Origin of the sequence: Corallococcus sp. EGB, from assembly GCF_019968905.1 — a bacterium.
Lineage (GTDB): Bacteria > Myxococcota > Myxococcia > Myxococcales > Myxococcaceae > Corallococcus.
In genome coordinates, this window is sequence record NZ_CP079946.1 from 4493748 (window position 1) to 4518105 (window position 24358).

Here is a 24358-nt window from a genome sequence, read left to right on the forward strand (position 1 = left end):
TCACATGGCGTTCAACCTGATCGAAGCAGTCGGCTCGCAGTTCATGCAGCAGGGATTGATCCAGAAGATCAGCGGCGCATTGGGCGAGGATCCGCAGGCGACCACCAAGGCCCTGCCGGGCACCATCGCCGCCGTGGCCGCGGGCGTCGTGGACCAGGGCGGAAACGAGGCCGGCGCCCACCGCCTGCTGACCCGACTCAACGAGGGCGGCTACACCGGACCTGACGCGCCTCCGCGCGCGGGCGGCGTCGCTGAAGGGCTGCTCGATGAGGAGGAGCGCGGCAAGGGGATGCTGGGCGGCCTCTTTGGCAACAAGCTGGGCGGCGTCACCGAGGCGCTCACGCGCTTCGGCGGCATGCGCAACGCCGGCTCGTCGACGCGGCTGCTGTCCTTCGCTGCCCCCATGCTGATGGGCGTGCTGGGCAAGCAGGTGCGCGACCAGCGCATGGGGGCGTCCGGGCTGATGCAGCTGCTCAACGGCCAGCGCAACAACATCGCCGCCGCGATGCCGGCCGGCCTGGGCAGCGTCCTGGGCTTCGGCGGTGCGCGCCACGCGGTCGCGGAGGTCATCGAGCCTCACCGGGAGCCGGTATCGCAGGTCCGCGAGACGACCCCCGTGCGGGAGACGCACACCGTGCGCGAGCCGCCGCCCCGCACGTCCCATGCCCGTCCGCCGGAACGAAAGAAGAGCATCGCCGGCTGGGCCATTCCGCTGGCCCTGCTGGCCCTGATCGTGCTCGCGTGGGGCGCCCTGCGCGGACGCAGGCACGAGCCCGCGCGGGTCACGCCGGTGAGCCGCACCGTCCCGCCGCCCTCGCAGAACCGCGTCGCGCAGTCCCCGCCGCCCGCGCCCGCGACGCCACCCGCGCCCCCGCCGCAGGCCGCACAGCCGAACCCGCCCGCGACGGGTGGCTCCGGCGCGCAGCCCAACAACGCGGGCACCGGTGGCTCCAGTGCCCCGCAGAAGCAGGGCGCGGCGGACACCGGGACCCAGGGCAATGACGGCACTGGCGGCTCCGGCCAGGGGAACCAGAACGCGGGCGCCGCGGACACCGGGAAGCAGGGCAACGCGGGCACCGGCGGCTCCGGCCAGGAGAAGATGCGCGTGACCGACACCAACAGCCTGCGCGAGGCCTTCAACAGCCCGAGCGCGGAGCAGGGCTTCGTGCTGGAGGGCGTCGACTTCAAGACCGGCTCGTCGCAGCTCACCCCGAAGAGCCAGCGCATGGTGGGCGAGCTGGGGAACGTGATGCAGGAGAAGGCCGACACGCGCGTGCGCATCACCGGCTACACGGACTCCACCGGCAACGCGGACGCCAACCGGCAGCTGTCGCAGAGCCGCGCGGAGAGCGTGCGCCGGGCGCTCGTGCGCCGGGGCATCCCGCAGGACCGCATCGAGGTCAGTGGCGAGGGTGACGCGAATCCCATCGCCTCCAACGACACGGCCCAGGGCCGCGTGCAGAACCGCCGCATCGAGGTGCAGGTGCTCGGTCAGTAATCCCCCCGCGCACGCGGTCCCGGTGGCGTCCGGTCCTCATGCGGAGGGCCGGGCGCCGCTGTCTGGGGGACAGCGGCCGGGTCCGGCCGGTGCAGCGGCGCACCCAGCAGGTCCGCCAGGTCGAACGCGTCCAGCAGCGCGTGGCCCCGCAGGTCGTTGTTGAAGAACACCCAGGCCGTCCGGCCTGAGTCGCGCCAGGCCCTCAAATCATCGGCCACCCGCCGGAGCGCGCGGCGCCCATAGCGGCCCTCGTAGCGGGCATGAGCGCCGTGGAAGCGCAGGTAGCGGAAGCCGCCGGTGGGGTGGGGGACCGGCGCCTCCACCAGGTCGTGCTCGCACACCGCCGCGCCGTAGGCCTCCAGCACCGCGAGCACCTCCGGGTGGTACCAGGCCGCGTGCCGGAACTCGAAGACGTGCTGGACGCCGCCCGGCAGGTGGGCGAGGAAGCGCTCCAGCCGCTCGGGATCCGCCGTCTTCATCGTCGGCGGCAGCTGCCAGAGGACCGGGCCCAGCCTGTCCCCCAGCCGCAGCACGCGTGAATGGAAGTGCTCCACGCCCGCGCCCACCTCCGTGAGGCGCTTGAGGTGCGTGAGGAAGCGGCTGCCCTTGCACGCGAAGCGGAACCCCCGGGGCACCTGTTCACGCCAGGCGTCCACGGCCGCCTCCGTGGGCAGGCGGTAGAACGTGGCGTTGAGCTCCACGGTGGAGAACACTTGCGCGTAGTAGGGGAGCCAGCGGCGGACCGGCAGCCCGTCCGGGTAGAAGAGCCCCTTCCAGTGCTTGTAGACGTACCCGCTGGTCCCCAGGTGGATGGCCGCCATGCGCCGGAGGATGGACATGCCCGCCCCACGTGGCCGCGCCCTGTCCACCGCGTTACACCTGCTGGAAGTTGTGCTCGGGGTTGGCCCGCGCTAACGCGAGGCGTTAGGGCTTCACGCTTGACCCTGCTTTCACCCACCCTCTAGAAGGCCCGCGACCCATGGCGACTCCTGATCGGTTTCCCCTCCCACAGGTCTCAGAAAGCACCCGCAAGCCCGAGTGGTTGAAGGTGCGCCTGCCTCATGGCGAAGGCTATGAGCGGGTGAAGGCCATTGTGAAGCGGGTGGGGCTGTCCACGGTGTGCGAGGAGGCCCGCTGCCCGAACATCGCCGAGTGCTGGGGCGGAGGCACCGCCACGGTGATGCTGATGGGCGAGGTCTGCACGCGCGCCTGCCGCTTCTGCCACGTGAAGGTGGGGGCACCCCCGCCGCTGGACCCGATGGAGCCCATCCATCTGGCGCAGGCGGTGAAGGAGATGAACCTCGAGTACATCGTCGTCACGTCGGTGAACCGCGACGACCGTCCGGACGGGGGCGCCGGCCACTTCGCCTCCGCCATCCGGGAGCTGCGCAAGGAGAGCCCGCGCACGCTCGTGGAGGTCCTCATCCCTGACTTCAAGGGGAAGGAAGAGGACCTGGCCACGGTGGCGCAGGCGAAGCCGCACGTGGTGGCGCACAACGTGGAGACGGTGGAGCGGCTGACGCCCACGGTGCGCGACCGCCGCGCGACGTACTGCCAGTCCCTGCGCGTGCTGGAGTACCTCAAGAACCGCCCGGAGAAGGTCTACACCAAGACGTCCGTGATGGTGGGCCTGGGCGAGACGGACGAGGAGCTGGAGCGCACGTTCAAGGACCTGCGCGACGTGGGCGTGGACGTGCTCACGCTGGGCCAGTACCTGCAGCCGTCGCAGTACCACCTGCGCGTGGAACGCTTCGTGACGCCCGCGCAGTTCGAGGCGTACAAGACGCTGGCGGAGTCCTACGGATTCCTCTACGTGGCATCCGGGCCGCTGGTGCGCTCCAGCTACCGCGCCGCCGAGTTCTTCATGAAGGGCCTGATGGAGCGCGAGCGCGTCGAGCGACTCGGCTGACCGGACGCACCCCTTCCCCAACCAGAGAGAGACACTCCCCCTCATGGCGACTTTCGAATTCAAGCTCCCGGATCTCGGCGAAGGCGTGACGGAAGGCGAGCTCGTGAAGTGGCACGTCAAGGAGGGCGACCTGGTGAAGGAAGACCAGGTGCTCGCCGAGGTGATGACGGACAAGGCCACCGTCACGGTGCCCAGCCCCCACGCCGGCCGCGTCGTGAAGACGCACGGCCGTGAGGGCGACATGGCGAAGGTGCACCAGCTGCTGGTGACGCTGGAGATGGAGGGGAGCGCGCCCCCGGCGGAGGCTCCGGCCCACGGCGCTTCCGCGTCCCATGGCGCTCCGGCGGCCGCCCCCGCGCAAACGGCGGCGTCCGCGGCGCCGGCTTCGGCCACGAAGGTGCTGGCCACGCCCGTCACGCGCCGCATGGCGCGCGAGCACGGCCTGGACCTGTCGGAGATCACCGGCTCGGGGCCGCAGGGCCGCGTGACGAAGGCGGACGTGGTGGCCGCGCTGGAGGGTGGCAACGGCGCGCCGAAGAAGAACGAGGTCGCGGCCCCCGCGCCCCAGGCCGCGCGTCCCGCTGCGCCGCCGGTGGCCTCCGGCAAGGGCGACGAGCGCATCGCGCTGCGCGGGCTGCGCAAGAAGATCGCCGAGAAGATGGTGCGCTCGAAGTTCACGATGCCGCACTTCGCGTTCGTGGAGGAGGTGGACGCCACGGACCTGGTCGCGCTGCGCACGCGGCTCAACAGCCAGCTGGCGGCGGCCGGTGACGGCACGAAGCTCACGTACCTGCCGTTCATCGTGAAGGCGACCATCGCTGCGATGAAGAAGTTCCCGCACCTCAACGCGAACTTCGACGAGGCGACCCAGGAGCTGGTGGTTCGCGGCGAGTACAACATCGGCATCGCGGTGGCCACGCCGGACGGCCTCACGGTGGCGGTGGTGAGGAACGCGGATCAGCTCACGCTGGGCGAGCTGGCGAAGGAGATCTCCCGCCTGAGCAACGCGGCGCGCGACCGCAAGCTGAAGATGGAGGAGCTGACGGGCGGCACCTTCACGATCACGTCGCTGGGCCAGAGCGGCGGCCTGTTCGCCACGCCCATCCTGAACCACCCGGAGGTGGGCATCCTGGGCGTTCACAAGCTGAAGAAGCGCCCGGCGGTGAAGAACGACCAGGTCGTGGTTCGGGACATGATGAACCTGTCGCTGTCCTGCGACCACCGCGTCATCGACGGTGATGTCGCGGCGAGCTTCGTGTACGAGATCATCAAGTACCTGGAAGCGCCGGACCTGCTGTTCCTCGCGATGGCGTGAGGGCACGCGTCGTGGGGACTCCCGACCGCTCCAGCTCCGGGGGGCGGCCGGGAGGCGGGGGACCTCCGGAAGAGCAACGCTGAAGGCGGGCATCCGCGATGGCCGACAATCCCCGTGAGTTGATCCGCGCCGCGCAGACCGCCGAGCTCCAGGGAGACCGCGCGCGAGCAGCGGAGTGTCTGGAGCAGGCCGCCGCGCTGTACCAGAAGTCCGGGCACACCTCGCGCGCCGCGCAGCTCTTGCGGCAGGCGCGCCAGCTGAAGGCCCGCGCCCCGGACGTCAGCCCCGCCTTCACCGCGGCCATGGCGGGGAACAAGGACGCGATGACCTTCCGCGCGGTGAGCTGGAGCGACCAGGTATCCGCCGCGTTCAACGACAAGGCGGACGCGGTGGCGCACACGCTGGCGGACCACGAGGCTCCCACCGTGACTGGCGGCGCGCCGCTCCGCACCGAGCCCGGCCTGCCGAGGCTCGCGGGGAGGATCGCCGCCATCGGGGCCCCGCCCTCGGCTGAAGCCATCACCGGGCGTGACGGGCCCGTCGCCATGCGCCCGGCTACCGGAGAGAGCGTCGCCGGGCCCGCGGAGGACGAGCCGCAAGCGGAGCTGGACGCCCCCGAGTCTGGCGGTCACCGGCGTCCGGCCAGGACTGACGATGCTTCGCGGCCTTCATCGACGGACGACGCCTCGACCGGGCGGCGACCCCAGACCGGGCGGACGCCTGCCGTCGCCTCCGGAGACGACGTCGTCGTGCCGGGCGGACTGCTCATGCCCCCTGAGGAAGACGCGGTCGATCCCGCGACCGGGCTGCTGCGCGCCGCTGGCGGCGAGGACGCTGGCGTCTCCAGCGGGCTGCTGCGTCGCCCGGATGAGGACTCCGTCGTCCCTGGCGGGTTGCTGCGCCCGCCGGACGAGGACGCCCCTCCCGTGCACGCGGAACCGGCGCGGGGCCGCCGGCGCGAGAAGCGCATCATCGAGCGCGGCCCCACCCGCGCGGATCCGGCGCTGGACGCGTGGTGCTCGTTCTGCTGCCGCCCCCGTGGCGAGGTGGGCGACCTGGTGGCGGGCCCGGCGGGCGCGTTCATCTGCAAGGGCTGCCTGGGCGAATCCCTGGCTCTGCTCGGCAACGTCGCCGCTCCGCCCCCCGTGCGCAAGCCCGTGGCCGAGGAGCCGCGCGCCGGGACCGTGGAGATGGTGGGCCACGACGAGTTGAAGACCCTGCTGGAGCGCACGCTCCAGGCGGGCGCCCGCTGCCTGCTGCTCGTCGGCCCGGAGGGCTGCGGCAAGAGCCTCTTCTTCCAGTCGCTCCAGCGGCGCGGCCAGGGCGTGCTCACGACCGTGGACGCGCTGGCCTCCACGCCGGGCACCGAGCCGCTCCTCGTCGAAGACGTGGACCGCCTGGAGCCCCGGGCCCAGGCCGCGCTGACCGCGTTCCTCGCCAGCCACCCGGTGCGCGCGGTGGTGATGAGCGCCCGGGGCGCCGCGTCGTCGCTGGGCCTGTGGGTGCGAGGGGAGGGCGGCAGCCTGCCCGTCCCCACCACCGCGGGCATGATTGAAGCAGTGCAGGGCCTCGTGCCGGTGTCCCTCCTGGAGCGCGTGCAGGTGCTGCTCCCGGTGCGCCGCCCCACGGTGCCGGAGCTGGTCGAAGTGGCCCGCCGCTCCCTGGCCCTGCGCCAGCCGGTGGTCACGTTGTCCGAAGAAGTCCTGGGAGCGTTCGCCGCCGAGGCGGTGCGCTCTCCCCGCGCGGGGCATGAGCTCCAGGCGCTGCTGTCTCGCGTCTATGCGGGCAGCTGGAGCCTGGAGGCGGCCCAGACGCCCGCCGCGCCATCCCACCACCCACGAGGGGGGCGAAAGGGAACACCATGAACACGCTCACCGTCTTCCGCCTGGGCCGGGTGGAGTACGAGGACGGGCTGAAGTTGATGCACCTGTTCGGCGAGGCCCGCCTGCAGGAGCGCATCGGGGACGCGCTGCTGCTCCTGGAGCACCCGCCCGTCCTCACGCTGGGCCGCGCCGCGAAGCGCGAGAACATCACCGCCACCGACGCGCGCCTCGCCGAAGAGGGCGTGGAGGTGTTCGACACCAACCGGGGCGGCGACGTCACCTACCACGGCCCCGGACAGGTGGTGGGCTACCCCATCCTCCTCCTGCCGCCGGAGCGCCGCGACGTGCGCCGCTACGTGCGCGACGTGGAGCGCGGGCTCATCCAGACGCTCGCGGCCTTCGGCCTCACGGCCGGAGCCATCCCCAAGTGGCCGGGCGTGTGGCTGGGGCAGGAGGGCTCGCCGGACGCGCGGAAGATTGGTGCCATTGGCGTGCACCTGTCGCGCTGGCTCACGACGCACGGCTTCGCGCTCAACGTGAACACGAACCTGGAGCACTTCCAGCTCATCGTCCCGTGCGGCATCCGCGAGGCGGGCGTCACGTCCATGCAGCGCGAGCTGGGCCACCCCGTGTCCGTCCCGGACGTGGAGGAGGTGCTCGCGCGCGAGTTCACCCGGGTCTTCGACGCCCAGCGCGTGGACGGCACGGTGGACCTGCGCACGGTGAGCGTCGCCGTGGTGCGCGGCCGCGGGCCGGAGGCGCGCGTGCTGCTGGTGCGCCGGACGCCGGAGCGCGGCGGCTTCTGGCAGACGGTGACGGGGCGCCTGGAGCCGGGCGAGTCCCCCGCGGAGGCCGCCCGCCGGGAGCTGAGGGAGGAGACGGGCCTCGCGCTGCCCGTCGTGGACCTGGCCTACCGCCACGCGTTCGCGCTGGGCGAGGCGCTGCCGCCGAGGCTGGTGGAGGAGCACGGCTTCGCGGTGCACGCCGCGCCGGACACGCAGGTGCGCCTGGGCCCGGAGCACGACGCCTTCGAGTGGGTGGACGTGCCCACCGCGCTCGCGAGGTTGCCCTTCCGGGGCCTGCGCGAGGCGGTGACCGGGGCGCTCCAGGCGCCCGGGCCGTAACGGCGGCTACAGCTTGAGGACCATCGCCTCCTTCGCGGCGATGGAGTCCTTGCGGTGCTTGCGCACCTCGCGCAGCAGCTTGTCCATGCCCGCGTCGTCGCGGCCCGGGTCGTGGTGGAAGAGCACCAGCTGCTTCACCTCGCTGGCGTCCGCCGCGCGCACCGCCGCCTCCCAGGTGGAGTGGCCCCAGCCCGTGCGGGCCGGCCCGTTGCGGCCGCGGTACTCGTCCTCCGTGTACATGGAGTCGTAGATGAGCGCGTCCGCGCCCCGAGCGAAGTCGAACAGCCTCTGGTCCAGCTCGGTGCCGTGCTCCACGTCCGTCGCGTACACCAGCGAGCGCCCGCCGAAGTCCACGCGGTAGCCCACGTTGCCGCCCGGGTGGTTCAGCTCCAGCGTGCGCACCACGGCCTTGCCCACCGGGATGTCCTCGCCCACCTTCACGTCCCGGTACTCCAGGCGCGTGCGGAACACCTCCTCCGCCGTCACCGGGAAGTAGGGGTGCACCATCTGGCCGGCCAATATCTGCTTGAGCGACCGGCCGTCACGCGGTGAGCCATACAGCGTCACGTGGTTCGCCGGGGAGAACATCGGCGAGAAGAACGGCAGGCCCTGCAGGTGGTCGTAGTGGTAGTGGGAGATGAAGATGGACGCCTTGACGGGCTTTCGCGTCGCCGCCAGCGCGTCTCCCAGGCCGCGTGCTCCCGAGCCCAGGTCGAAGATGAGCAGCTCGTCGCCGCAGCGGACCTCCACGCACGGCGTGTTGCCGCCGTAGCGCTTCGTCGCGGGGCCGGGCGCGGGGATGGAGCCGCGCACCCCCCAGAAGCGCACCTCGAAGCGCGCGGTGCCCCGCCGGGCCGGGCGCTCAGCCGGCCTTGGCTTCCGTGTCGTCGTCCTCCGCGAAGAGCTCAATCAGGTGCCCCGTACGCTCGCGCTTCGTCCTCAAATAGTCGACGTTATGCGGATTGTGCTCGGTCCGGGAAGGGATTCGGCGCCGGACCGCGACGCCTTCCTCCACCAGCCCGGCGATCTTCAGCGGGTTGTTGGTGATCAGGTCCACCGACCGCACATCCAACGACCGGAGCATTTCCGCGGCGATGTCGTACGAGCGCAAGTCGTCCGCGAAGCCCAGCTGGCGGTTGGCTTCGTAGGTGTCCAAGCCCTTCGACTGGAGCGCGTAGGCCTTGATCTTGTTGCCCAGGCCGATGCCCCGGCCCTCCTGGCGCAGGTAGAGCACCACGCCCAGCCCGTTCTGGGCCACGAAGTCGAGCGCCCGGTCCAGCTGCTCGCGGCAGTCGCACTTGAGGCTGCCGAACACCTCGCTCGTGAGGCATTCGGAGTGGATGCGCGCCGGCACCCCCTCCATCCCCTTGGGCTCGCCCACCACCAGCGCCACGTGCTCGCGCCCGTTGCGCTTGTCGCGGAAGACGATGGTCTTCAGCACCCCGCGGGCCGTGGGCACGTCTGCTTCCGAGTACCGCTCCAGGTGCTGGGACGGCTTTCGGGTCGGCAGGACCTGGGGTGTGCGAGTGTCGGACATGGTAGGTCGTCTCCCAGAGAGGGGCCGTTACTTCTCGCCCCACCGGATGCAAGTCAAGGTGGCACCCCAATGGGTGTGATGAAACCCGCCTGTTTGGATGCGGCGGACGTGGACTGTGTTGCTCAAGCCACCCACGAGAGGGGGACCAGCTCCACATGGGAGCCATCAGTCAAGCTGCTGATTTCCCGGGGGAGGTGGAGCAGATGCGTGGCTGCCGCAGCTGAACGCAGGGCCCCCGACGTCTGAGTCCCCAGGGGTTTCGCCCACAGCTCGCCCGCCCGCCAGGTGGCCGTCACGCGCACGAAGTGGGCCAGCCCTGGTGCCTTGGAGAGCGCGCCCTCCAGGCGGCCGGCCACCCGGGGCGGCTCCACGTCCGCGTGGCCCAGGAGCCGGCGCAGGGCAGGGCGCACGAAGAGCTCGAAGGTCACCAGGGACGAGGTGGGGTTTCCAGGCAGGCCCAGGAACAGGGTGGAGCCGCGCTGGCCCACGACCAGCGGCTTGCCGGGCTTGATGGCCACGCGCCAGAAGTGCTGCTTCACGCCCAGGGCCCCCAGGGCCTCCTTCACGAAGTCGTGGTCGCCCACGGACACGCCGGCGCTGGTGAGCACGACGTCGAAGCCCTCCGCGCGGGCCAGGGCCTCCTGGACGGCCTCTCGGGTGTCCCGGGCGATGCCCAGGAGCGTGGGCACGCCGCCCGCGCGCCGCACCGCCAGGGCCAGGGCGGGGGCGTTGACGTCCACGATGCCGTCGCCGGGGGGCTCGTCCACGCGGCACAGCTCGTCGCCGGTGGACAGCACCGCCACGCGCGGCCGGCGGGGCACCGGGACCGTGCCCTGGCCCTGCGCCCACAAGAGCGCCAGCTCCGGGATGCCCAGCGGCGTGCCGCGCCGCAGCAACACGTCGCCCTCCTTGGCGTCCTCGCCCCGGGGGCGCACGAAGTTCCCCGGCCCCGCGGCCTCGAGGATCTCCACGGCGTCCGGCGCATCCGGCACCGCGCGGGTGCGCTCGCGCATCACCACCGCGTCCGCGCCCGGGGGCAGGGGGGCCCCGGTCATGATCCGCGCGCAGGTTCCGGCGGTGACCTCCCGGGTGGGGCGCCTGCCGGCGAACACCGTCTCGCCCACCGTGAGGCGCACGGGCAGCGTGCCCGCCACGTCCTCGGAGCGCACCGCGTAGCCGTCCATGGCGGAGTTGTCCCAGGGGGGCAGGGTGCGGCGGGCGTGGACGTCCTCGGCCAGCGCCCGGCCCAGGGCGTCATCCCCGGGCACCCACTCGGTGGGCAGCGGCGCGCACAGCCCGAGGATCCGCGCTCGGGCCTCCTCCACCGGCAGCAATGCGGGGGCATCACTCATGCGGGTTTCCCACCCAAAGTCCGTGGGAAAATCAAGTGTTAGTTTGACAGCCCAGCTGATCATCGTTACAAGCAACCGTGATCGCGAGGCTCGCGTCCAACAGCAGGGGCGTCCCGCCAACCCGTTGATAGCACACGGGAAATTCTCAAGGAGACAGCGTCGATGGCCAAGCCCAAGTCCGGGGCGAAGAAGCCGACTCCCGCTGCAAAAGCCGGTGCGAAGCCTGCCGCGAAGAAGGACAACGCGGCCCGCCTGGATCTGATCCGCAACGCCTCGAAGAAGGTGGCGACGGCCGCGACGAAGGTCGTCAAGGCGGTGGCGGAAGGCGCGAAGGGGAAGGTCGCGGCGGCGAAGAAGGCGGTGGCGGAGAAGGTGGAGAAGGCCCCCGCGGCCGCCAAGAAGGCGGCGGCCAAGGCCGCTCCGCCCGCGAAGCCTGGCAAGGCCGCGCCCGCCGCGAAGACCGCGCCCGCCGCGGCTCCCGCGTCCGCGAAGAAGGCGGCAGGCAAGGCGGGGGGCAAGGCCGCGTCGGCCATCCCCGCCGCGCCCCCCGTGGAGAAGCCGCGCCCGCGCGCGACGAAGCTTCCGCCCGTGGGCGAGCCGCTCACGAAGCGCGAGATGGAGCAGCTGCTCACCGCCGGTGAAGGCCGCGGCGTGATGGGCGAGGGCAGCCTGAAGGGCCGGCTCATCCTCAGCGGCGAGCTGCCCCACCTGGTCGTCGTGGGCCGCGACAAGCGCGAGCTGACGTTCCTCCTGCAGGGGCCGGATCAGGAAGTGCTGCCGGCCTACGTGGACCACAAGGTCTCCGTGAGCGGGCTCATCAAGAAGACCACCAACCACAGCGGCGTGGTGGACGTGCGCAAGTACTCCGCCAAGAAGCCGGAGGTGGAGGAGGTCGCGCCGCCGCCCACGGACTCGGAGCCGAAGCTGCGCTACCTGTCGCCCGGCGAGGTCTCCATGGCCGTCGCCGCGGGCATGGGCGCCGGCATCAAGGGCTTCGCCAGCATCCGGGGCAACCTGGAGATGATGGGCGAGGACTTCGTGCTGGTGGTGTCCAACGGCGGCACGCGCCAGCAGGTGTCCTTCGCCATCGACGGGAAGGCGGCCACCAAGGCCCTGCGCAAGAACGTGGGGCAGACGCTCCAGGTGACGGGCGTGGTGGACAAGACGTCCGGCTGGGGCGGCCGCATCAGCGCGGAGACGGTGGAGCCGCGTCCGTCCGAGGCGCGCTCAGTGTCGCGCGACGAGATGGAGCTGGTGCACATCGAGGGCGAGGTGCCCACGTCCGTGGACGTGAAGCTCAACCACGGCCTCACGGTGCGCCTGCAGGAGCAGCCCGGCTCCACCTGGGCCATTGAGCCCACGCTGGCCAAGCGCGTGGGTCTGCGCGAGGCCAACTTCGAGCCGGGCGCCGCGTCCGGCCCGGCCACCCGCGAGTTCTTCTTCACGCCGCGCAACCCCGGCAACTTCGAAGTGGAGTTCTTCCTCGCCAAGGCGTTCACGCCGGGCGTGGTGGAGCGCTCCTTCAAGATCAACGTCACGGTCAAGCCCTGACCTGACGGTCCGGGCGCACGGGCCCTCCCTGGATCGCAAGGTCCGCCAGGGAGGGCGAATGGGGGCCGGGGGGTTCCCGCCCGCACCCTTCGGGCTTACCCGTTCCCTCAGCGGCCTCGCCGCATCCCCACCGTGAGCCTCTCCCAAGACCACATCCGACAGCTGCTCGCCGAAGCCGACCACCCATTGGGCGTGAAGGAGCTCCTTCGCGTCGCGGGGCTGAACCCCGGCCAGCAGACCGAGCTCAAGCGCGCCCTGCGTGAGCTGGTGCGCGCGGGCGCCATCGTCAAGGACGGCAAGCGCTTCCGGCCGGAAGGCCCGCGCACGCCCCGGGCGCCCGAGGCCGGCCTCGATTCCCGCCGCGACCTGTCCGCGCCTCCCTTCAAGAAGCGGGGCCCCGCCCCCGGCAGTGGGCGGGAGGAGCGCCGGGGAGGCTTCCGCGACGAGCGTCCGGACTTCCGCGGCGGTGGCTTCCGGCGCTCGCTCCAGCGCGGTTCCCGGGACGACCGCTTCGAGGACTCGGGCCAGCCCGCGGTGGAGGGCATCCTCCACATGCACCGGGACGGCTTCGGCTTCGTCCACCCGGTGTCGGGCGAGGGGGAGAACATCTTCCTGCCGCCCGGCGAGGCGCAGCGGGCGCTCGACAACGACCGCGTGCTGGTGGAGGTCGCGGGGCGGCCGGGCCGCTTCGAGGGCCGGCTGGTGCGCGTGCTCAACCGGCGGCGTGAGCTGGCGGTGGGAACGTACGTGGCGCAGGGCCGGCACTCGCTGGTGATGACCACGGACACGAACCTGCCGGGCCCCATCCGCGTGCCGGCGACGCAGATGGCGCGCGACGGCGACCTGGTGAAGGTGCGGCTGGGCGTGGGCGCCGACCTGCTGGAGCCCGGACAGGGGTTGTTCGGCGAGGTGGCCGGTTCGCTGGGGCGGCCCGGTGACCCGAGCGCGGAGGTGCTGGGGTCGGCCTTCGCGCACGGCTTCTCCGACGAGTTCCCTCCGGAGGTGATGGACGAGGCGGACGCGTTCGCGGTGAAGGTCACGGAGGCGGAGGCCACGGAAGGCAACCGCCGCGACCTGCGCCAGCTGCCGCTCATCACCATCGACGGCGAGGACGCGCGCGACTTCGACGACGCCGTGTACGCGGAGCCGAAGGCCGGGGGCTGGCGGCTGGTGGTGGCCATCGCGGATGTGTCGCACTACGTGAAGGAGCGCAGCGCGCTGGACGCGGAGGCGCTCAATCGCGCCACGTCGGTGTACCTGCCGGACCGCGTGCTTCCGATGCTTCCGGAGCGGCTCTCCAACGGCATCTGTTCGCTGCGTCCGGACGAGGACCGGCTCTGCATGGTGGCGGACATGACGTTCGACCGCCACGGCCAGCGCCGCTCGCACGAGCTGTACCCGGCGGTGATGCGCAGCGTGGCGCGCTGCACCTACAACGAGGTGCAGGACGTCCTGGACGGCAAGGACGTGCCGCACCGCAACTTCCTCAAGCCCCGGTTCGAGGAGTTGATGGCGCTGGCGCGCGCGCTGATGGGCATGCGCAAGGCGCGAGGCGCCATCGACTTCGACGTGCCGGAGCACAAGGTGGTGCTGGGCGAGGACGGCCTTCCGCTGCGCATGGAGAAGCGCGAGCGCAAGGACAGCCACCGGCTCATCGAGGAGTGCATGCTGGCCGCCAACGAGGCGGTGGCCACGTACTTCCAGGACGAGGGCCTGCCCACGGTGTACCGGTTCCACGGCGAGCCGGATCCGCAGAAGCTGGCGGCGTTCGCGGTGCTGGCGGAGGCGTACGGCTTCCAACTCGACGTGGAGAACGGCGTTTCGTCCAAGGAGCTGGACGCGTTCATCACGCAGCTGGAAGGGCACCCGGAGCAGCGCGCGCTGAACCAGCTGTTGCTGCGCTCCATGATGCAGGCCGTGTACACGGCGACGCGCGTGGGCCACTACGGCCTGGCGGCGGAGAACTACCTGCACTTCACGTCCCCCATCCGGCGGTACCCGGACCTGCTGGTGCACCGCATCCTGAAGGCGGTGTGGGCGCGCAAGGGCAAGCGGCCCTCGGACTCGCAGCTGGACCGCGAGGAGGAGCGGCTGGAGGGCATGGCGCAGCAGTGCTCGGAGCGCGAGCGCGCGGCCATGACGGTGGAGCGCGAGGTGGTGGCGTTCTACGCGGCCCTGATGATGAAGGACCGCGTGGGCGAGGAGTTCGACGCGACGGTGGCCGGCATCGCCGAGTTCGGCTTCTTCGTGGAGCTGGACGAGGTCCACGTCGAGGGCCTGGTGAAGGGCGAGTCGCTGGGGCCGGGCTCCAAGCTGGACAAGCGCACGCACTCGCTGGTGTATCCGAATGGCCGGCGCGTGCGCGTGGGGCAGAAGCTGCGCGTGCGGCTGCTGTCGGCGAACACGACGGCGCGGAAGATCGACTTCGAGGCGCTCCAGTTCGAGGATGAGGCTCCGCTCCAGCGGACCGGCGGCGCGCGTCCGCTGACGCGCCACCGCGAGTACGTGAACGAGGCGCCGGGCCGTCGTCACACGGGTGGCAGGAATGAGCGCCCGGGCCGTCTGGGGCGCCGCGAGCGCGAGGCCGCGAAGACGGGCGGCACGCCGTGGAGGAAGCCCGCGGTGGACGAGGCCGCGGACGCGCGGCAATGGCGGTCGCTCGGGGAGGTGGAGGAGACGCCGTCCGGCGTGAAGGGGTGGGAGCCGCCCTCGTCCGAGGACGCCGCCACGGTGGAGGCCGCGACGGTCTCCGGCTATGGCGATGAGGTCCTGGGAGAGGCGCCGGCCGCACCGCGTCCGCGAGGACGCTTCAGCACGGAAGGGCGCCGCGAGGAGGCCGCGCCTGCCCGCGCCACCTCCCGATTCCTGCGGGCCCGCCCGGAAGAGGCCCCCGCGCCCAGGGCGGAGTCGGCCCCGCCGGCCAAGGGCAAGCGCAAGGTCATCCGTCCGACGCGCCCGACGTCCGACGAGGGCGGCGAGTCCACCACGGCGTCGGAGGTCCCGACGACTCGCGAGGACGTCTCCGGCGCGGAGCGCTTCGGCGGCGGGTCCGCGAGCGACGCGAAGGCGCCTCGCGAGGCTTTTACGCCGCCGGCCTTCGAGGCCGACGACTCGGCTCCGGCTGCTTCACCGCACCCGGGCTTCGACCGGATCCGCGCGCTGGCCGCGCAGCGGGGCCAGCTCTCCACGGGGGCGGCTCCCGGCCGCGCTGGCGCATCCAAGAAGCTCCGCAAGGCGGCCGCGGGGGCGAACTCGCGGGGGAAGCCCTCGAAGAAGGCCGCGCCAGGGAAGAAGGCCGGCGGAGCCAAGGGCGCGAAGAAGCCGGGGCGCGGCGCTCCGGGCAAGCGCAAGCGCTGATCTCGGGGCGCGGGCCTTCCGGCCGCGCCACCGTTCCACTCGAGGAGGCCGTGTGGGTGCTGTGAGAATCGTGGGGTTGATGCTCGCGGTGGCGGGCGGCGTGCTGCTGTTCACCGGGCTCAAGGCGCGGGACTCGCTCACGGAGCGCGCCACGGAGCTCATCACCGGCCGCAACACCGAGCAGACCACGCTCTACGTCGCGGGCGGCGGCGCCGCGCTCGTGGGCGGCGCGCTGCTGGCACTCTTCGGGGGAGGACGAGGCCGGCGTTAGGCCCCGTCCCCTCCACCGGGACTACTTGGTGGCGCCGGAGGCCTGCGCGGCCTTGGCGCGCTTGGTCGCCTCGCCGAACTGCTTGGTCGCCTCGTTGGCCTGCGCGGTCAGCTCCTCGATGCGCTTGCCATGGGCTTCGGCGCTGGCCTTGGCGGCGGCGACGCGCTCCGCGGCCTGCGGATCCACCACGGGCTTCTTGCCCTTCTCCGGCTTGGGCGGCGTCGCGGCCTCGACGGCCTCCTGCTCGGCGGCCTGCTTCAGCGCCTTCTCGTGCTCGATGTACTTGAACATCACGATGCGCTTGTTCAGGTACGTGTTGGCCAGGTCCGGGTTGATGGCGATGACCTGATCATACGTCTTCAGCGCCAGGTCCAGCTCCGCGGGGACCGCGGGCGCGCTCATGGAACGGGCGCCACCGCGCTGCGAGTGCACCTCCGCGATCCAGCTGAGCGCGTCGGTGTCCTTCGGGTTGATCTTCAGGCACTCCTGGAAGTACTGCTCCGCCTTCTCAAGCGGGCCGTTCTTCGCGTACATCGCCGCGACGTTGCGGTAGGCGTCGGCCTTGTCGTTGGGCGTCTTCGCGAAGTCCACCAGCTTCAGCGCGGCCTTCGCGGCCTCGTCCGTCTGGCCCGCCTGCATGTGCGCGAAGGCCTTCTTCTCCCAGACCTTCTCCTGGGTCGGGTCGATCTTCAGCGACTCCTCGTACTCCTTCACCGCCTCCGCGTAGTTCTTGTCCGCGAGGAAGTTGGTGCCCTTGACCCGGTGCTCCTTGGCCTTCTCTTCCTTCTCGTCGGTGCAGCCGAAGGATCCACCCAGGGTCAGCACGCCCAGCATCAAACCCACGCTACCCAGTCGCTTCATGCCCAAAGCCTTTCCGTGAAGTTCCAGGGGCACGCCCCAGCCGGGGGCCCCACGTGGCGCGGAATATACCCGAAGTCGTCGCGTACACCCCTCGTCCCGAAGGACCGTCTCCTCCCGGGCGGCCCCCGTCCGGCCGGGTGCTTTCAGGGGCGCGAGCGGGCGACCAGGGAGACGAGCAGGGGCGTGCCCAGGGCGGCCGTCACCACCCCCACGGGCAATTCCCGTCCAGGGAGGATCACCCGAGCCGACGCATCGCACAACGCGAGGAACGCGGCCCCCACCACCACGGAGCCGGGCAGCAGGACGCGGCGGCTCACCCCGAGCGTCCGGCGCACCAGGTGCGGGACGATGAGCTCCACGAACGCGATGGGCCCGCACCACGCGACGCAGGCGGCGACACCCAGCGCCCCCAGTCCAATGGCCACCGTGCGCACGCGGCGCACGGGGACGCCCTGGGACTCCGCGTGTTCCTCGCCCGCGATGAACACCTCCAGCGCGCGGGTGAGGGCCAGCAGCCCCACGAGGGTGACGGCCGCGAACGGGGTGATGAGCCATACGCCGGAGTAGCCCACCTGCGGCAGGTGGCCGAGCGACCAGCGCATGGCGGCCATGAGCTCCGCGGAGTCCGCGGTGAACTGCAGGCCGCTGGCGATGGCGCTCGCGGCCATGGAGCACGCGATGCCGGCGAGCACCACGTCATTCATCCGCACGCGGCGGCCCGCGGCGATGGCGGCCACCACCAGGCTCACGCCGAGCGCCCCCACGAACGCCGCGGCGGTGATGAGCGGCAACCCGCCGGGCGCGAGCCGGGCCCCGAGGATGATGGCCACCAGCGCGCCCAGGGTCGCCCCCGCGGTGGTGCCCACGGTGCTGGGCGCGGCCAGCGGGTTCGCGAAGAGGGACTGGTACACGGCGCCCACCAGCGACAGCGTGCCGCCCACCAGCATGGCCATCAGCGTGCGGGGCACGCGCAGCTGCCAGAAGATGAAGTCCGCCGAGTCCGGCGACAGCCCCGGCCCGATGAACGGCGCCACCGCGCACGCGACCACGCAGGCCAACACGAGCAGCCAGGCCTTCACGGGGTGCCTCCGCTCCGGGGCAGGCCCACGAAGACGCGGTGTCCGTCCACGGACGTGCCGCGCATGCGCACGCCGAACAGCTCGCCCAGGCGCTCGCCCAGGTCCGGCGCGTCGAGGTCGCGCTCGAAGGCCACGCGGCCCTGGAACAGGCCCACCACGCGGGGCGCGCGAGTGCCCGGAGCATGGGTGTGCGAGAGCACGTTGACGTCGTGGGTGACGCAGAGGATGCCGCGCCCCGCTCGCCACAGGTGTCCCATGCGCGTGTAGAGCTCCAACTGCTGTGCGGGGTCCAGGAAGTTGGCGGGCTCGTCCAGGAGCACCATCGGTGTCTCCTGCGCGAGCAGCCCCGCCACCGCCACGCGCTGCCGCTCGCCGCCGGACAGCTCGGTGATGGGGCGCAGGGCGAAGGCCGCGGCGCCTGCTTCCGCGAGGGCATGGTGCGCGGCCTCCACGGCGGCCCGGCGGGATTCGGGGAAGCGGTAGCGCGCGGAGACGACCTGCTCGAGCGCGGTGATGGGCTCCGCGGCCTCCAGCCTCTGGGGCAGCCACGCGAGCCGCGCCGCGCGCTCCCGGGGGGCGAGGCGCGTCACATCGTGCCCGTCCACGAAGGCATGGCCGGCATCCGGACGCAGCAGGCCCAGCGCCACGCGAAGGAGCGTCGACTTGCCCGCGCCGTTGGGCCCGACGATGGCCACGAAGTCCCCGGGGGCGACGTGAAGGGACACGCCGTCCAGCAGCGTCCGTCCTCGCGCCCGCACCGTCACCGCGTCCAGCGTCAGCCCGGCCGTCATCGCGAAGCGGGCAGGGTGCCCAGGGCGGCGTGGAGCTGCTCGACGAGGTGGAGGATGGCAGGGCCGGTGGACTGCACGTCGGGCCCGAAGACCAGGCGCACCCGGTCCTCCCGCGCCGCGCGCAGGCCGGTGAGCTGCTTCCACGAGGAGAGGATCTGCGCCTGTTGCGAGGCGTCCAGGGACGGCGCATTGACGAGCACCAGCACCGCGTCCGGATCCAACGCGATGACGCCCTCCAGCGACAGGTTGGGGGGCCCCGTGACGTCCTCCGCGACGGCGTTGCGGGCCCCCGCCGCCTCCAGCGCGGCGCCGTGCAGCGACGCGCGCTTCATGTACCAGACCTCCGACAGCGCCCCTCCCAGGTCACCCAGCACCAGCAGCACGCGGGGGGCGCCCTTGGGCGCGGGACGCGACAGCGCTTGATTCAGCTTCTCCGCGAGCGCGGTGGCCTGGGGCTCGTGGCCGCTCAACCGGCCCAGCTCCTTCACGCTGCCCACCACTTCGTGAAGCGACGTCCACGGCAGCACCTTCAGCGGCGCGAGCGCGGAGAGCGCCTCCGCCGGGGCCTGCTTCACCTGCTGATCCACGAGCAGCGTGGGCTTGAGCTTCGCGATGGCCTCGTAGTTGGGAGCGAACGTGGTGCCCACCTTCGGCAGGGCGGGAGTGCCTGCGGGCAGGGCGGTGTAGTCGGACACGCCCACGACCTCCGCGCCCGCGCCCAGGGCGAACAGCGTCTCCGTGATGGAAGGCGACAGCGAGACGATCCGCCGCGCCTGGGTCTCCGAAGCGGGAGGCGCCGAGCGCTGGCAGCCCGCCGCGAGCGCGAGCACCACGCAGAGCAGGAAGGGGAGGCGGAAGAGACTCATGGGAGGGCCGACTTCTAGCACGTGCGTCACGCGTGGGTGGCCGGGAAGCGGTGTCTGGGTTTCGCTCGGGGGCGCGCATATCCTGGGAGTTCCTCACAGGGGGGATACCCGGACATGGCATGGATGAACTGGACTTCGCGCGCGCTCTGCGCGGCGGCGCTGCTTGGCACTTCCTCGGCGCTGGCCGCGTCGCCGTTCGCGGAGGGGATGATCACCATCACGTTGGATGACGGCTGGAGCACGCAGTACACGCAGGCGCGGCCCGCGCTGAAGTCGCGGAACATCCCCGCCACGTACTACCTGGTCACCGACGCGGTGGCGCAGGGGTGGGGCGGCTACCTGAGCCTCGCGCAGGTGCGGACGCTCATGGCCGAGGGCAATGAGATCGCCAGCCACACGCGCACGCACGCGGACCTGACGACGCTGACGCCCGCGCAGCTGGCGTCGGAGCTGCACGACTCGCGCGCGTGGCTGGAGGCGAACGTGGGGGCGGCGTGCGGCAAGGACTTCGCGTCACCGTACGGCGCGTACAACGCGACGGTGATGACGGCGCTCAAGTCGGCGTACGCCAGCCACCGCACCATCAACGCGGGGCGCAACTACCGCGACACGGTCATCTACGAGCTGCGCGCGAACGACGTGTCGAGCGCGGTGACGGTGGCGACGGTGAAGGGGTGGATCAACCAGGCCATCGCGGAGAAGAGCTGGCTCATCATCCTCTTCCACGAGTTCACCACCGGCACGCCCACGCGCGACACGCAGTACAAGACGACCAACTTCACGAACATCCTCAACCATGTGCAGTCGACGGGCATCCGCACCGTGACGGTGGAGGAGGGGCTGGCGCTGACGGAGGGCCTCACGGAGGCGCCGCCGTCGGTGGGGACGGTGGTCTACGACGACGCGATGGGCAGCGGCTTCCAGGACTGGAGCTGGGCGACGCACGACCTGGATCAGTCCGTCACGGTGCACTCCGGCTCAACGGCGGTCAGCTTCGAGCCGGATTACTGGGAGGCGCTGATGTTCCACCACACGGGGCTGGACCTGGCGCAGTACCAGTCCATCGACCTCTGGGTTCACGGAGGCACGACGGGCGGGCAGCAGGTGCGGCTGGCGCTCTACAACGGCAGCACCCCGGTGGGCAGCATGAACCTGGCGACAGCGCTGGGGCACCCCATCGCGGCGGGCACCTGGCAGAAGGTCTCCATCCCGCTGAGCGCCATGGGCGCGACGTCCGGCATGGTGGATGACATCTACGTGATGGACGAATCGGGTTCGGATCAGGGCACGCTGTACGTGGACGACTTCGTGCTCGTGCCGTAGTCGGGACGCCACCGCGCGCGCCGGTGTGCTCGCCGGCGCGCGCGGGAAGGACGACCATGGCCTACAGCTTGATCAGCTCCACGTCGTCCATGTGGATGAAGTTGGAGCCGTTGTGGGCCGGCGATTTGCTGTGCAGGCCGAACTCCAGGTAGCCGTTGGTGACGTTGATGGCGGGCGTCTCCAGCAGCGTGTAATCGCCGTAGGTCCCCAGGTTGGTGATGGCGGGCGCGCAATCACCGCAGGTCTTCACCTGGAAGCGCGCGAAGTCGAACGTGCCGCCCTTGCGGAACCAGGCGCGCAGCTTGTAATTGCCGGACGCCAGGCCCGCCTTCGTCTGGTACGTCCACGCCTCGTAGGCCGCCGCCGACGTCCAGTGCGTCAGGTGGAAGCTGCCCGAGTGACCCCCGTTGTACGTCTCCGAGTACGCCGCCGCCCCCGTGCCGTTCGGGCTCCAGGTGGTCCAGCCCGTCATGCCGTTCTCGAAGCCCGGGTTGGTGAGCCCGAGCGACTGCGAGCCGCCCGGCTGGTACCAGCGCACCCACTCCACCTCCAGGGTCTTCCTGGCGCCCGAAGGCAGGTCGATGGAGGCCGGCGACGGGTTCCCGTACCAGACGCCTCCCAGCGCCAGGTTCAGGATGAGGTAGTGGTTCTGCTGGAACTCGGACTCGTTGTGGTTGAACGTCGCCGTGGACACGAAGTCCTTGTCCAGGCGGAACACGATGGTGTTCGCCGTCCACTCCACTTCATACGTGTGGAAGTCCTGCGACAGGTCCACGCCGCGGCTCGCGCCCGTGCCCCAGTCCGCGTTGCCGTTGTTGAACCAGTGCAGCGCGGACTTCATCCACGTGGGCTCCGTGGACTTCCACTCCAGGATGTCGATCTCTCCCGCGCCCGGCCAACCGGCGCTCTGGATGTTCGAACCCAGCGTCCAGAACGCGGGCCACATCCCGTAGCCCGGCGGGACCTTGATGCTCGCGACAATCTTCCCGTAGCGCCCCTCCACCTTGCCCTTGGTGTGGATGCGGCCGGAGTAGAACGACCGGTACTGACCCGGGCAGCGCGAGTCCGTGGGGTTGTCCGCCGTGCGCTCGGCCGAGATGATCAGCTTCCCGTTGGCCACCGCCACGTTCTGCGCGCGAGGGAACTCCAGCTCCCCCGTGCCGAAGTTGCAGTTGTTGGTCACCGGATCCCAGTTGCTCGTCAGCACGTTCCACGCGCCCGTGTTCAGCGCCGTGCCCGTGAAGTCGTCCTGCCACGCCAGTGACCACCCCGCGCCCGGGTCGTAGGCACGCTCGCCCTGCTGCGTCTGGCCGTATCCCTCCGCCTCCACCGGGGCGGCGGCTCCCGGCTCCGGGGCACAGCCGGAGAGGGTGGTCAGGAGTCCTGCGGCGACAAGGCCTGCTCGAAGGGGGCGGTGCATGAATGCTCCAGGGTTGGGGGAGCATTCATGTTTGCCGGTTTTTGTGTGTATTGCCAGGAAGTCGTGGAGAGACTCAGCCGAGCCACTGGGGATTCTGGACGGTCCCGTCGAAGTGGTGGCTCGTCTTGTACTTCTCGTAGGCGCCGTCCTGGGCCGCGTCCTTCGTCTTCGCGAGCAGGGCCTGGACGTCCTTCTCGCTCAGGGGCTTGAAGGTGCGCGCGGCGGTGAGTGCCTGCTGCAGGCGCTCCTGCGAGTCGATGCCGGTGATGACCACGCTGACGGGCAGGGACAGGTTGTAGCGCAGGCACTCGGGGGCGGTGACGGTCTTGCTGTCGAGGATGAACGGGTCGCCCATGCTCTTCATGGCGAGCACCCCGATGCCCTCCTTCACGAGCACGGGCAGCACGCGCTTCTCGAAGCTGTTGAAGTGGGCATCCATCACGTTGAGGGGCAGCTGCACGGTGTCGAAGCGGAAGCCGTGCTGCTTCGCGGTCTCCAGCATCTTCAGGTGGATGTCTGGGGACTTGTGGCCGGTGAAGCCCAGGAAGCGAGCCTTGCCGGCCTTCTGCGCGTCCTTCATCGCCTCGATGGCGCCGCCGCTGGCGAAGGCGTGGTCGGGGTCGCTTTCGCGGATGACCTCGTGGAGTTGGAGCAGGTCCACGTGATCGGTCTGGAGGCGGCGGAGGGATTCGTCGATCTGCTTCGCGGCGGTCTTCTTGTCGCGTCCGTCGACCTTCGTCATCAGGAAGGCCTTGGCGCGGTAGCCGTCGCGCAGCGCCTTGCCCATGCGCTCCTCGCTCTTGCCGTCGTTGTAGTCCCAGCAGTTGTCCAGGAAGTTGATGCCCTGGTCCAGCGCGCCCCGGATGAGGGTGATGCTCTCCGACTCCTCCTTCTGCTTGCCGATGTGGAAGCCCCCCAGGCCGATGCACGACACCTCCACGCCGGTGCGGCCCAGCTTGCGGCGGGGCACGGCGGGGGCGTTCTTCGACTTCGAGGGGGAGGCCCCGAGCACGGGCGGAGCAACCATCAACGACAGCGTCGCGGCGAGGAATTCCTTCCGGGTCATGCGCGGGCGTCCTTCCAGAGGGGCAGGTGGCGTCTGGGAGGCCGACGTTGGGACCAGAGGCAGCCGCGGACAACGGGCGCGCGGGCCGACTGTGCAGGAGCCACCGCTGCGGGATGGGTGTGCCGGGCGGGCGTGTGCCGCATAATCGACACCCGCATGCGCATCCCTCTCCTTGTGCGGCGAGCGGGCCCGCTCCTCGCGGTGCTCCTCCTGGCCGCGTGCCGCATCGAATCCGCCGCGCCGTCGGGAGGCGCCGCCGTGGCGCAGTCCGAGACGCCGTCCGGCGAGGTGTGGGTCTACACATCGATGTACCGGCACGTGCTGGATGCGCTGGAGCCATTGCTCAAGGAGCGGCTGCCGGGCGTGCAGGTGCGCTGGTACCAGGCGGGCAGTGAGAAGGTGGCGAGCCGGCTGGAGGCGGAGCGCGCCGCGGGTGCGGTGCGCGCGGACGTGCTGATGACGTCGGACCCGTTTCTCTACGAGCGGTTGGCGCGGGACGGCGCGTTCCTCCGCTATGCATCCATGAACTCGCTGCGCATCCCGCGCACGCTCCTGGACCTGGACGCGAGGTACGCGGCGGTGCGGTTGTCCACGATGGTGCTGGTGCACCGGGTGGGCGCGGGCGAGGCGCCCAAGTCATTCGCCGCGTTGGCGGATGGCAGCTGGAAGGGCAGGGTGGCCATCGGGGATCCGCTCACGTCGGGCACCGCGTTCACATGGGCGGTGTTCCTGCAAGCGAAGCACGGGGCGGCGTATTTCGAGGGGCTGAGGCAGAGAGGCGCGGTGGTGGCGGGAGGCAACGCGGCGGTGCTCCAGAAGGTGGAGAGCGGCGAGGTGGACGCGGGCGTGCTGCTCCTGGAGAACGCGTTGGCGGCGAAGGCGAAGGGGAGCCCCATCGAGATCCTCTGGCCGGAGGACGGCGCGGTGGTCATCCCGGGCCCGGCGGGACTGTTCGCATCGACGCGCAATCCGGTGGCGGCGAAGGCATTGGTGGATGTGCTGCTGTCGCCCGAGGGTCAACGCATCATCGTGGAGAGGGGAGACATGCACGCGGTGGACCCGCGCTTGGGTGGCCCGCGTGGAGAACCCGGCCTGGACGGGTTGATGGACCGGGCGCAGGCCTGGACGCCGCAGCTCCTGGAGAAGGGGCTGCTGCACGGCGGCGACATCAAGGAATCGTTCAGCCGGGCCTTCGCGCGATGAGCCAGGAACGCG

At 71.3% G+C, this 24358-nt stretch carries 20 protein-coding genes; 10 read left to right on the top strand and 10 right to left on the bottom strand.

The window, feature by feature from the left end:
• The first annotated feature begins 4 nt into the window (after positions 1-4).
• Positions 5-1498, top strand: coding sequence for an OmpA family protein (locus KYK13_RS39075; RefSeq protein WP_304504117.1), 1494 nt, complete (start codon positions 5-7; stop codon positions 1496-1498).
• Here KYK13_RS39075 and KYK13_RS18810 read toward each other — a convergent pair.
• Entirely contained in the window at positions 1492-2337 is an 846-nt protein-coding gene (locus KYK13_RS18810; RefSeq protein WP_223646119.1) for a DUF72 domain-containing protein, read from the bottom strand. The genes KYK13_RS39075 and KYK13_RS18810 overlap by 7 nt on opposite strands.
• A 140-nt stretch (positions 2338-2477) precedes the next feature.
• Here KYK13_RS18810 and lipA point away from each other — a divergent pair, with 140 nt between their 5' ends.
• From lipA to lipB, 4 genes are all read left to right on the top strand, one after another.
• The gene (gene lipA / locus KYK13_RS18815; protein ID WP_223646120.1) at positions 2478-3407 is read left to right on the top strand and encodes a lipoyl synthase; all 930 of its coding nucleotides are present in this window, start codon (positions 2478-2480) and stop codon (positions 3405-3407) included.
• A 43-nt stretch (positions 3408-3450) separates the two neighbouring features.
• Positions 3451-4722 (top strand): dihydrolipoamide acetyltransferase family protein, encoded by a 1272-nt coding sequence (locus tag KYK13_RS18820; protein WP_223646122.1) that lies wholly within the window; start codon positions 3451-3453, stop codon positions 4720-4722.
• Positions 4723-4820: 98 nt separating this feature from the next.
• Complete coding sequence (locus KYK13_RS18825; RefSeq protein WP_223646124.1) at positions 4821-6587, top strand: ClpX C4-type zinc finger protein; 1767 nt, start codon at positions 4821-4823, stop codon at positions 6585-6587.
• Positions 6584-7669: a lipoyl(octanoyl) transferase LipB gene (gene lipB, locus KYK13_RS18830; RefSeq protein WP_223646126.1), complete on the top strand. Its 1086-nt coding sequence runs from the start codon at positions 6584-6586 to the stop codon at positions 7667-7669. The genes KYK13_RS18825 and lipB overlap by 4 nt, the downstream gene beginning before the upstream one ends.
• 6 nt (positions 7670-7675) lie before the next feature.
• Here the strand turns inward: lipB and KYK13_RS18835 are convergent, their stop codons facing one another.
• The 3 genes from KYK13_RS18835 to glp form a co-directional block, all read right to left on the bottom strand.
• A complete protein-coding gene (locus KYK13_RS18835; protein ID WP_223646128.1) occupies positions 7676-8497 on the bottom strand; it encodes an MBL fold metallo-hydrolase in 822 nt (273 codons plus the stop codon).
• Positions 8498-8531: 34 nt separating this feature from the next.
• Entirely contained in the window at positions 8532-9206 is a 675-nt protein-coding gene (gene ribA, locus KYK13_RS18840) for a GTP cyclohydrolase II (protein ID WP_223646130.1), read from the bottom strand.
• A 122-nt stretch (positions 9207-9328) separates the two neighbouring features.
• The gene (gene glp / locus KYK13_RS18845; protein ID WP_223646131.1) at positions 9329-10558 is read right to left on the bottom strand and encodes a gephyrin-like molybdotransferase Glp; all 1230 of its coding nucleotides are present in this window, start codon (positions 10556-10558) and stop codon (positions 9329-9331) included.
• A 162-nt stretch (positions 10559-10720) separates the two neighbouring features.
• On the opposite strand from glp, the gene KYK13_RS18850 reads away from it, so the two are divergent.
• From KYK13_RS18850 to KYK13_RS18860, 3 genes are all read left to right on the top strand, one after another.
• Complete coding sequence (locus KYK13_RS18850) at positions 10721-12109, top strand: protease inhibitor I42 family protein (protein WP_223646132.1); 1389 nt, start codon at positions 10721-10723, stop codon at positions 12107-12109.
• A gap of 132 nt (positions 12110-12241) precedes the next feature.
• A complete protein-coding gene (gene rnr, locus KYK13_RS18855; RefSeq protein ID WP_223646133.1) occupies positions 12242-15466 on the top strand; it encodes a ribonuclease R in 3225 nt (1074 codons plus the stop codon).
• A 52-nt stretch (positions 15467-15518) separates the two neighbouring features.
• Positions 15519-15737, top strand: coding sequence for a DUF3185 family protein (locus KYK13_RS18860; RefSeq protein ID WP_223646134.1), 219 nt, complete (start codon positions 15519-15521; stop codon positions 15735-15737).
• Positions 15738-15758: 21 nt separating this feature from the next.
• Here KYK13_RS18860 and KYK13_RS18865 read toward each other — a convergent pair whose 3' ends face one another.
• From KYK13_RS18865 to KYK13_RS18880, 4 genes are all read right to left on the bottom strand, one after another.
• The gene (locus tag KYK13_RS18865; RefSeq protein ID WP_223646135.1) at positions 15759-16598 is read right to left on the bottom strand and encodes a tetratricopeptide repeat protein; all 840 of its coding nucleotides are present in this window, start codon (positions 16596-16598) and stop codon (positions 15759-15761) included.
• A 143-nt stretch (positions 16599-16741) separates the two neighbouring features.
• Positions 16742-17677 carry an iron ABC transporter permease gene (locus KYK13_RS18870; RefSeq protein WP_223646136.1) on the bottom strand — a complete coding sequence of 312 codons (936 nt, stop codon included), beginning with the start codon at positions 17675-17677 and terminating at the stop codon, positions 16742-16744.
• Positions 17674-18468 (bottom strand): ABC transporter ATP-binding protein, encoded by a 795-nt coding sequence (locus tag KYK13_RS18875; RefSeq protein ID WP_223646138.1) that lies wholly within the window; start codon positions 18466-18468, stop codon positions 17674-17676. Before KYK13_RS18875 ends, KYK13_RS18870 begins: the two co-directional genes overlap by 4 nt.
• Positions 18465-19334 carry an ABC transporter substrate-binding protein gene (locus KYK13_RS18880; RefSeq protein WP_223646139.1) on the bottom strand — a complete coding sequence of 290 codons (870 nt, stop codon included), beginning with the start codon at positions 19332-19334 and terminating at the stop codon, positions 18465-18467. Before KYK13_RS18880 ends, KYK13_RS18875 begins: the two co-directional genes overlap by 4 nt.
• Before the next feature lie 123 nt (positions 19335-19457).
• Here KYK13_RS18880 and KYK13_RS18885 point away from each other — a divergent pair, with 123 nt between their 5' ends.
• On the top strand, positions 19458-20657 hold the full coding sequence (locus KYK13_RS18885; protein WP_223646140.1) for a polysaccharide deacetylase family protein: 1200 nt from the start codon (positions 19458-19460) through the stop codon (positions 20655-20657).
• Between the two features lie 61 nt (positions 20658-20718).
• Here the strand turns inward: KYK13_RS18885 and KYK13_RS18890 are convergent, their stop codons facing one another.
• Positions 20719-22077 (bottom strand): family 16 glycosylhydrolase, encoded by a 1359-nt coding sequence (locus tag KYK13_RS18890; protein WP_223646141.1) that lies wholly within the window; start codon positions 22075-22077, stop codon positions 20719-20721.
• 73 nt (positions 22078-22150) lie between these two features.
• Positions 22151-23143: an aldo/keto reductase gene (locus KYK13_RS18895; RefSeq protein ID WP_223646142.1), complete on the bottom strand. Its 993-nt coding sequence runs from the start codon at positions 23141-23143 to the stop codon at positions 22151-22153.
• A 156-nt stretch (positions 23144-23299) separates the two neighbouring features.
• Here KYK13_RS18895 and KYK13_RS18900 point away from each other — a divergent pair, with 156 nt between their 5' ends.
• The gene (locus tag KYK13_RS18900) at positions 23300-24346 is read left to right on the top strand and encodes an ABC transporter substrate-binding protein (RefSeq protein WP_223646143.1); all 1047 of its coding nucleotides are present in this window, start codon (positions 23300-23302) and stop codon (positions 24344-24346) included.
• Positions 24347-24358 lie beyond the last annotated feature (12 nt).

What these genes read in the sequence shown, in the direction of transcription:
- lipB (WP_223646126.1), top strand. Translation starts at nt 6,584, where the DNA reads ATGAACACGCTCACCGTCTTCCGCCTGGGCCGGGTGGAGTACGAGGAC.
- KYK13_RS18890 (WP_223646141.1), bottom strand. Translation starts at nt 22,077, where the DNA reads ATGCACCGCCCCCTTCGAGCAGGCCTTGTCGCCGCAGGACTCCTGACC.
- KYK13_RS39075 (WP_304504117.1), top strand. Translation starts at nt 5, where the DNA reads ATGGCGTTCAACCTGATCGAAGCAGTCGGCTCGCAGTTCATGCAGCAG.
- KYK13_RS18885 (WP_223646140.1), top strand. Translation starts at nt 19,458, where the DNA reads ATGAACTGGACTTCGCGCGCGCTCTGCGCGGCGGCGCTGCTTGGCACT.
- KYK13_RS18810 (WP_223646119.1), bottom strand. Translation starts at nt 2,337, where the DNA reads ATGTCCATCCTCCGGCGCATGGCGGCCATCCACCTGGGGACCAGCGGG.
- KYK13_RS18895 (WP_223646142.1), bottom strand. Translation starts at nt 23,143, where the DNA reads ATGACCCGGAAGGAATTCCTCGCCGCGACGCTGTCGTTGATGGTTGCT.
- glp (WP_223646131.1), bottom strand. Translation starts at nt 10,558, where the DNA reads ATGAGTGATGCCCCCGCATTGCTGCCGGTGGAGGAGGCCCGAGCGCGG.
- KYK13_RS18900 (WP_223646143.1), top strand. Translation starts at nt 23,300, where the DNA reads ATGCGCATCCCTCTCCTTGTGCGGCGAGCGGGCCCGCTCCTCGCGGTG.
- KYK13_RS18825 (WP_223646124.1), top strand. Translation starts at nt 4,821, where the DNA reads ATGGCCGACAATCCCCGTGAGTTGATCCGCGCCGCGCAGACCGCCGAG.
- KYK13_RS18875 (WP_223646138.1), bottom strand. Translation starts at nt 18,468, where the DNA reads ATGACGGCCGGGCTGACGCTGGACGCGGTGACGGTGCGGGCGCGAGGA.
- KYK13_RS18850 (WP_223646132.1), top strand. Translation starts at nt 10,721, where the DNA reads ATGGCCAAGCCCAAGTCCGGGGCGAAGAAGCCGACTCCCGCTGCAAAA.
- ribA (WP_223646130.1), bottom strand. Translation starts at nt 9,206, where the DNA reads ATGTCCGACACTCGCACACCCCAGGTCCTGCCGACCCGAAAGCCGTCC.
- KYK13_RS18865 (WP_223646135.1), bottom strand. Translation starts at nt 16,598, where the DNA reads ATGAAGCGACTGGGTAGCGTGGGTTTGATGCTGGGCGTGCTGACCCTG.
- lipA (WP_223646120.1), top strand. Translation starts at nt 2,478, where the DNA reads ATGGCGACTCCTGATCGGTTTCCCCTCCCACAGGTCTCAGAAAGCACC.
- KYK13_RS18880 (WP_223646139.1), bottom strand. Translation starts at nt 19,334, where the DNA reads ATGAGTCTCTTCCGCCTCCCCTTCCTGCTCTGCGTGGTGCTCGCGCTC.
- KYK13_RS18820 (WP_223646122.1), top strand. Translation starts at nt 3,451, where the DNA reads ATGGCGACTTTCGAATTCAAGCTCCCGGATCTCGGCGAAGGCGTGACG.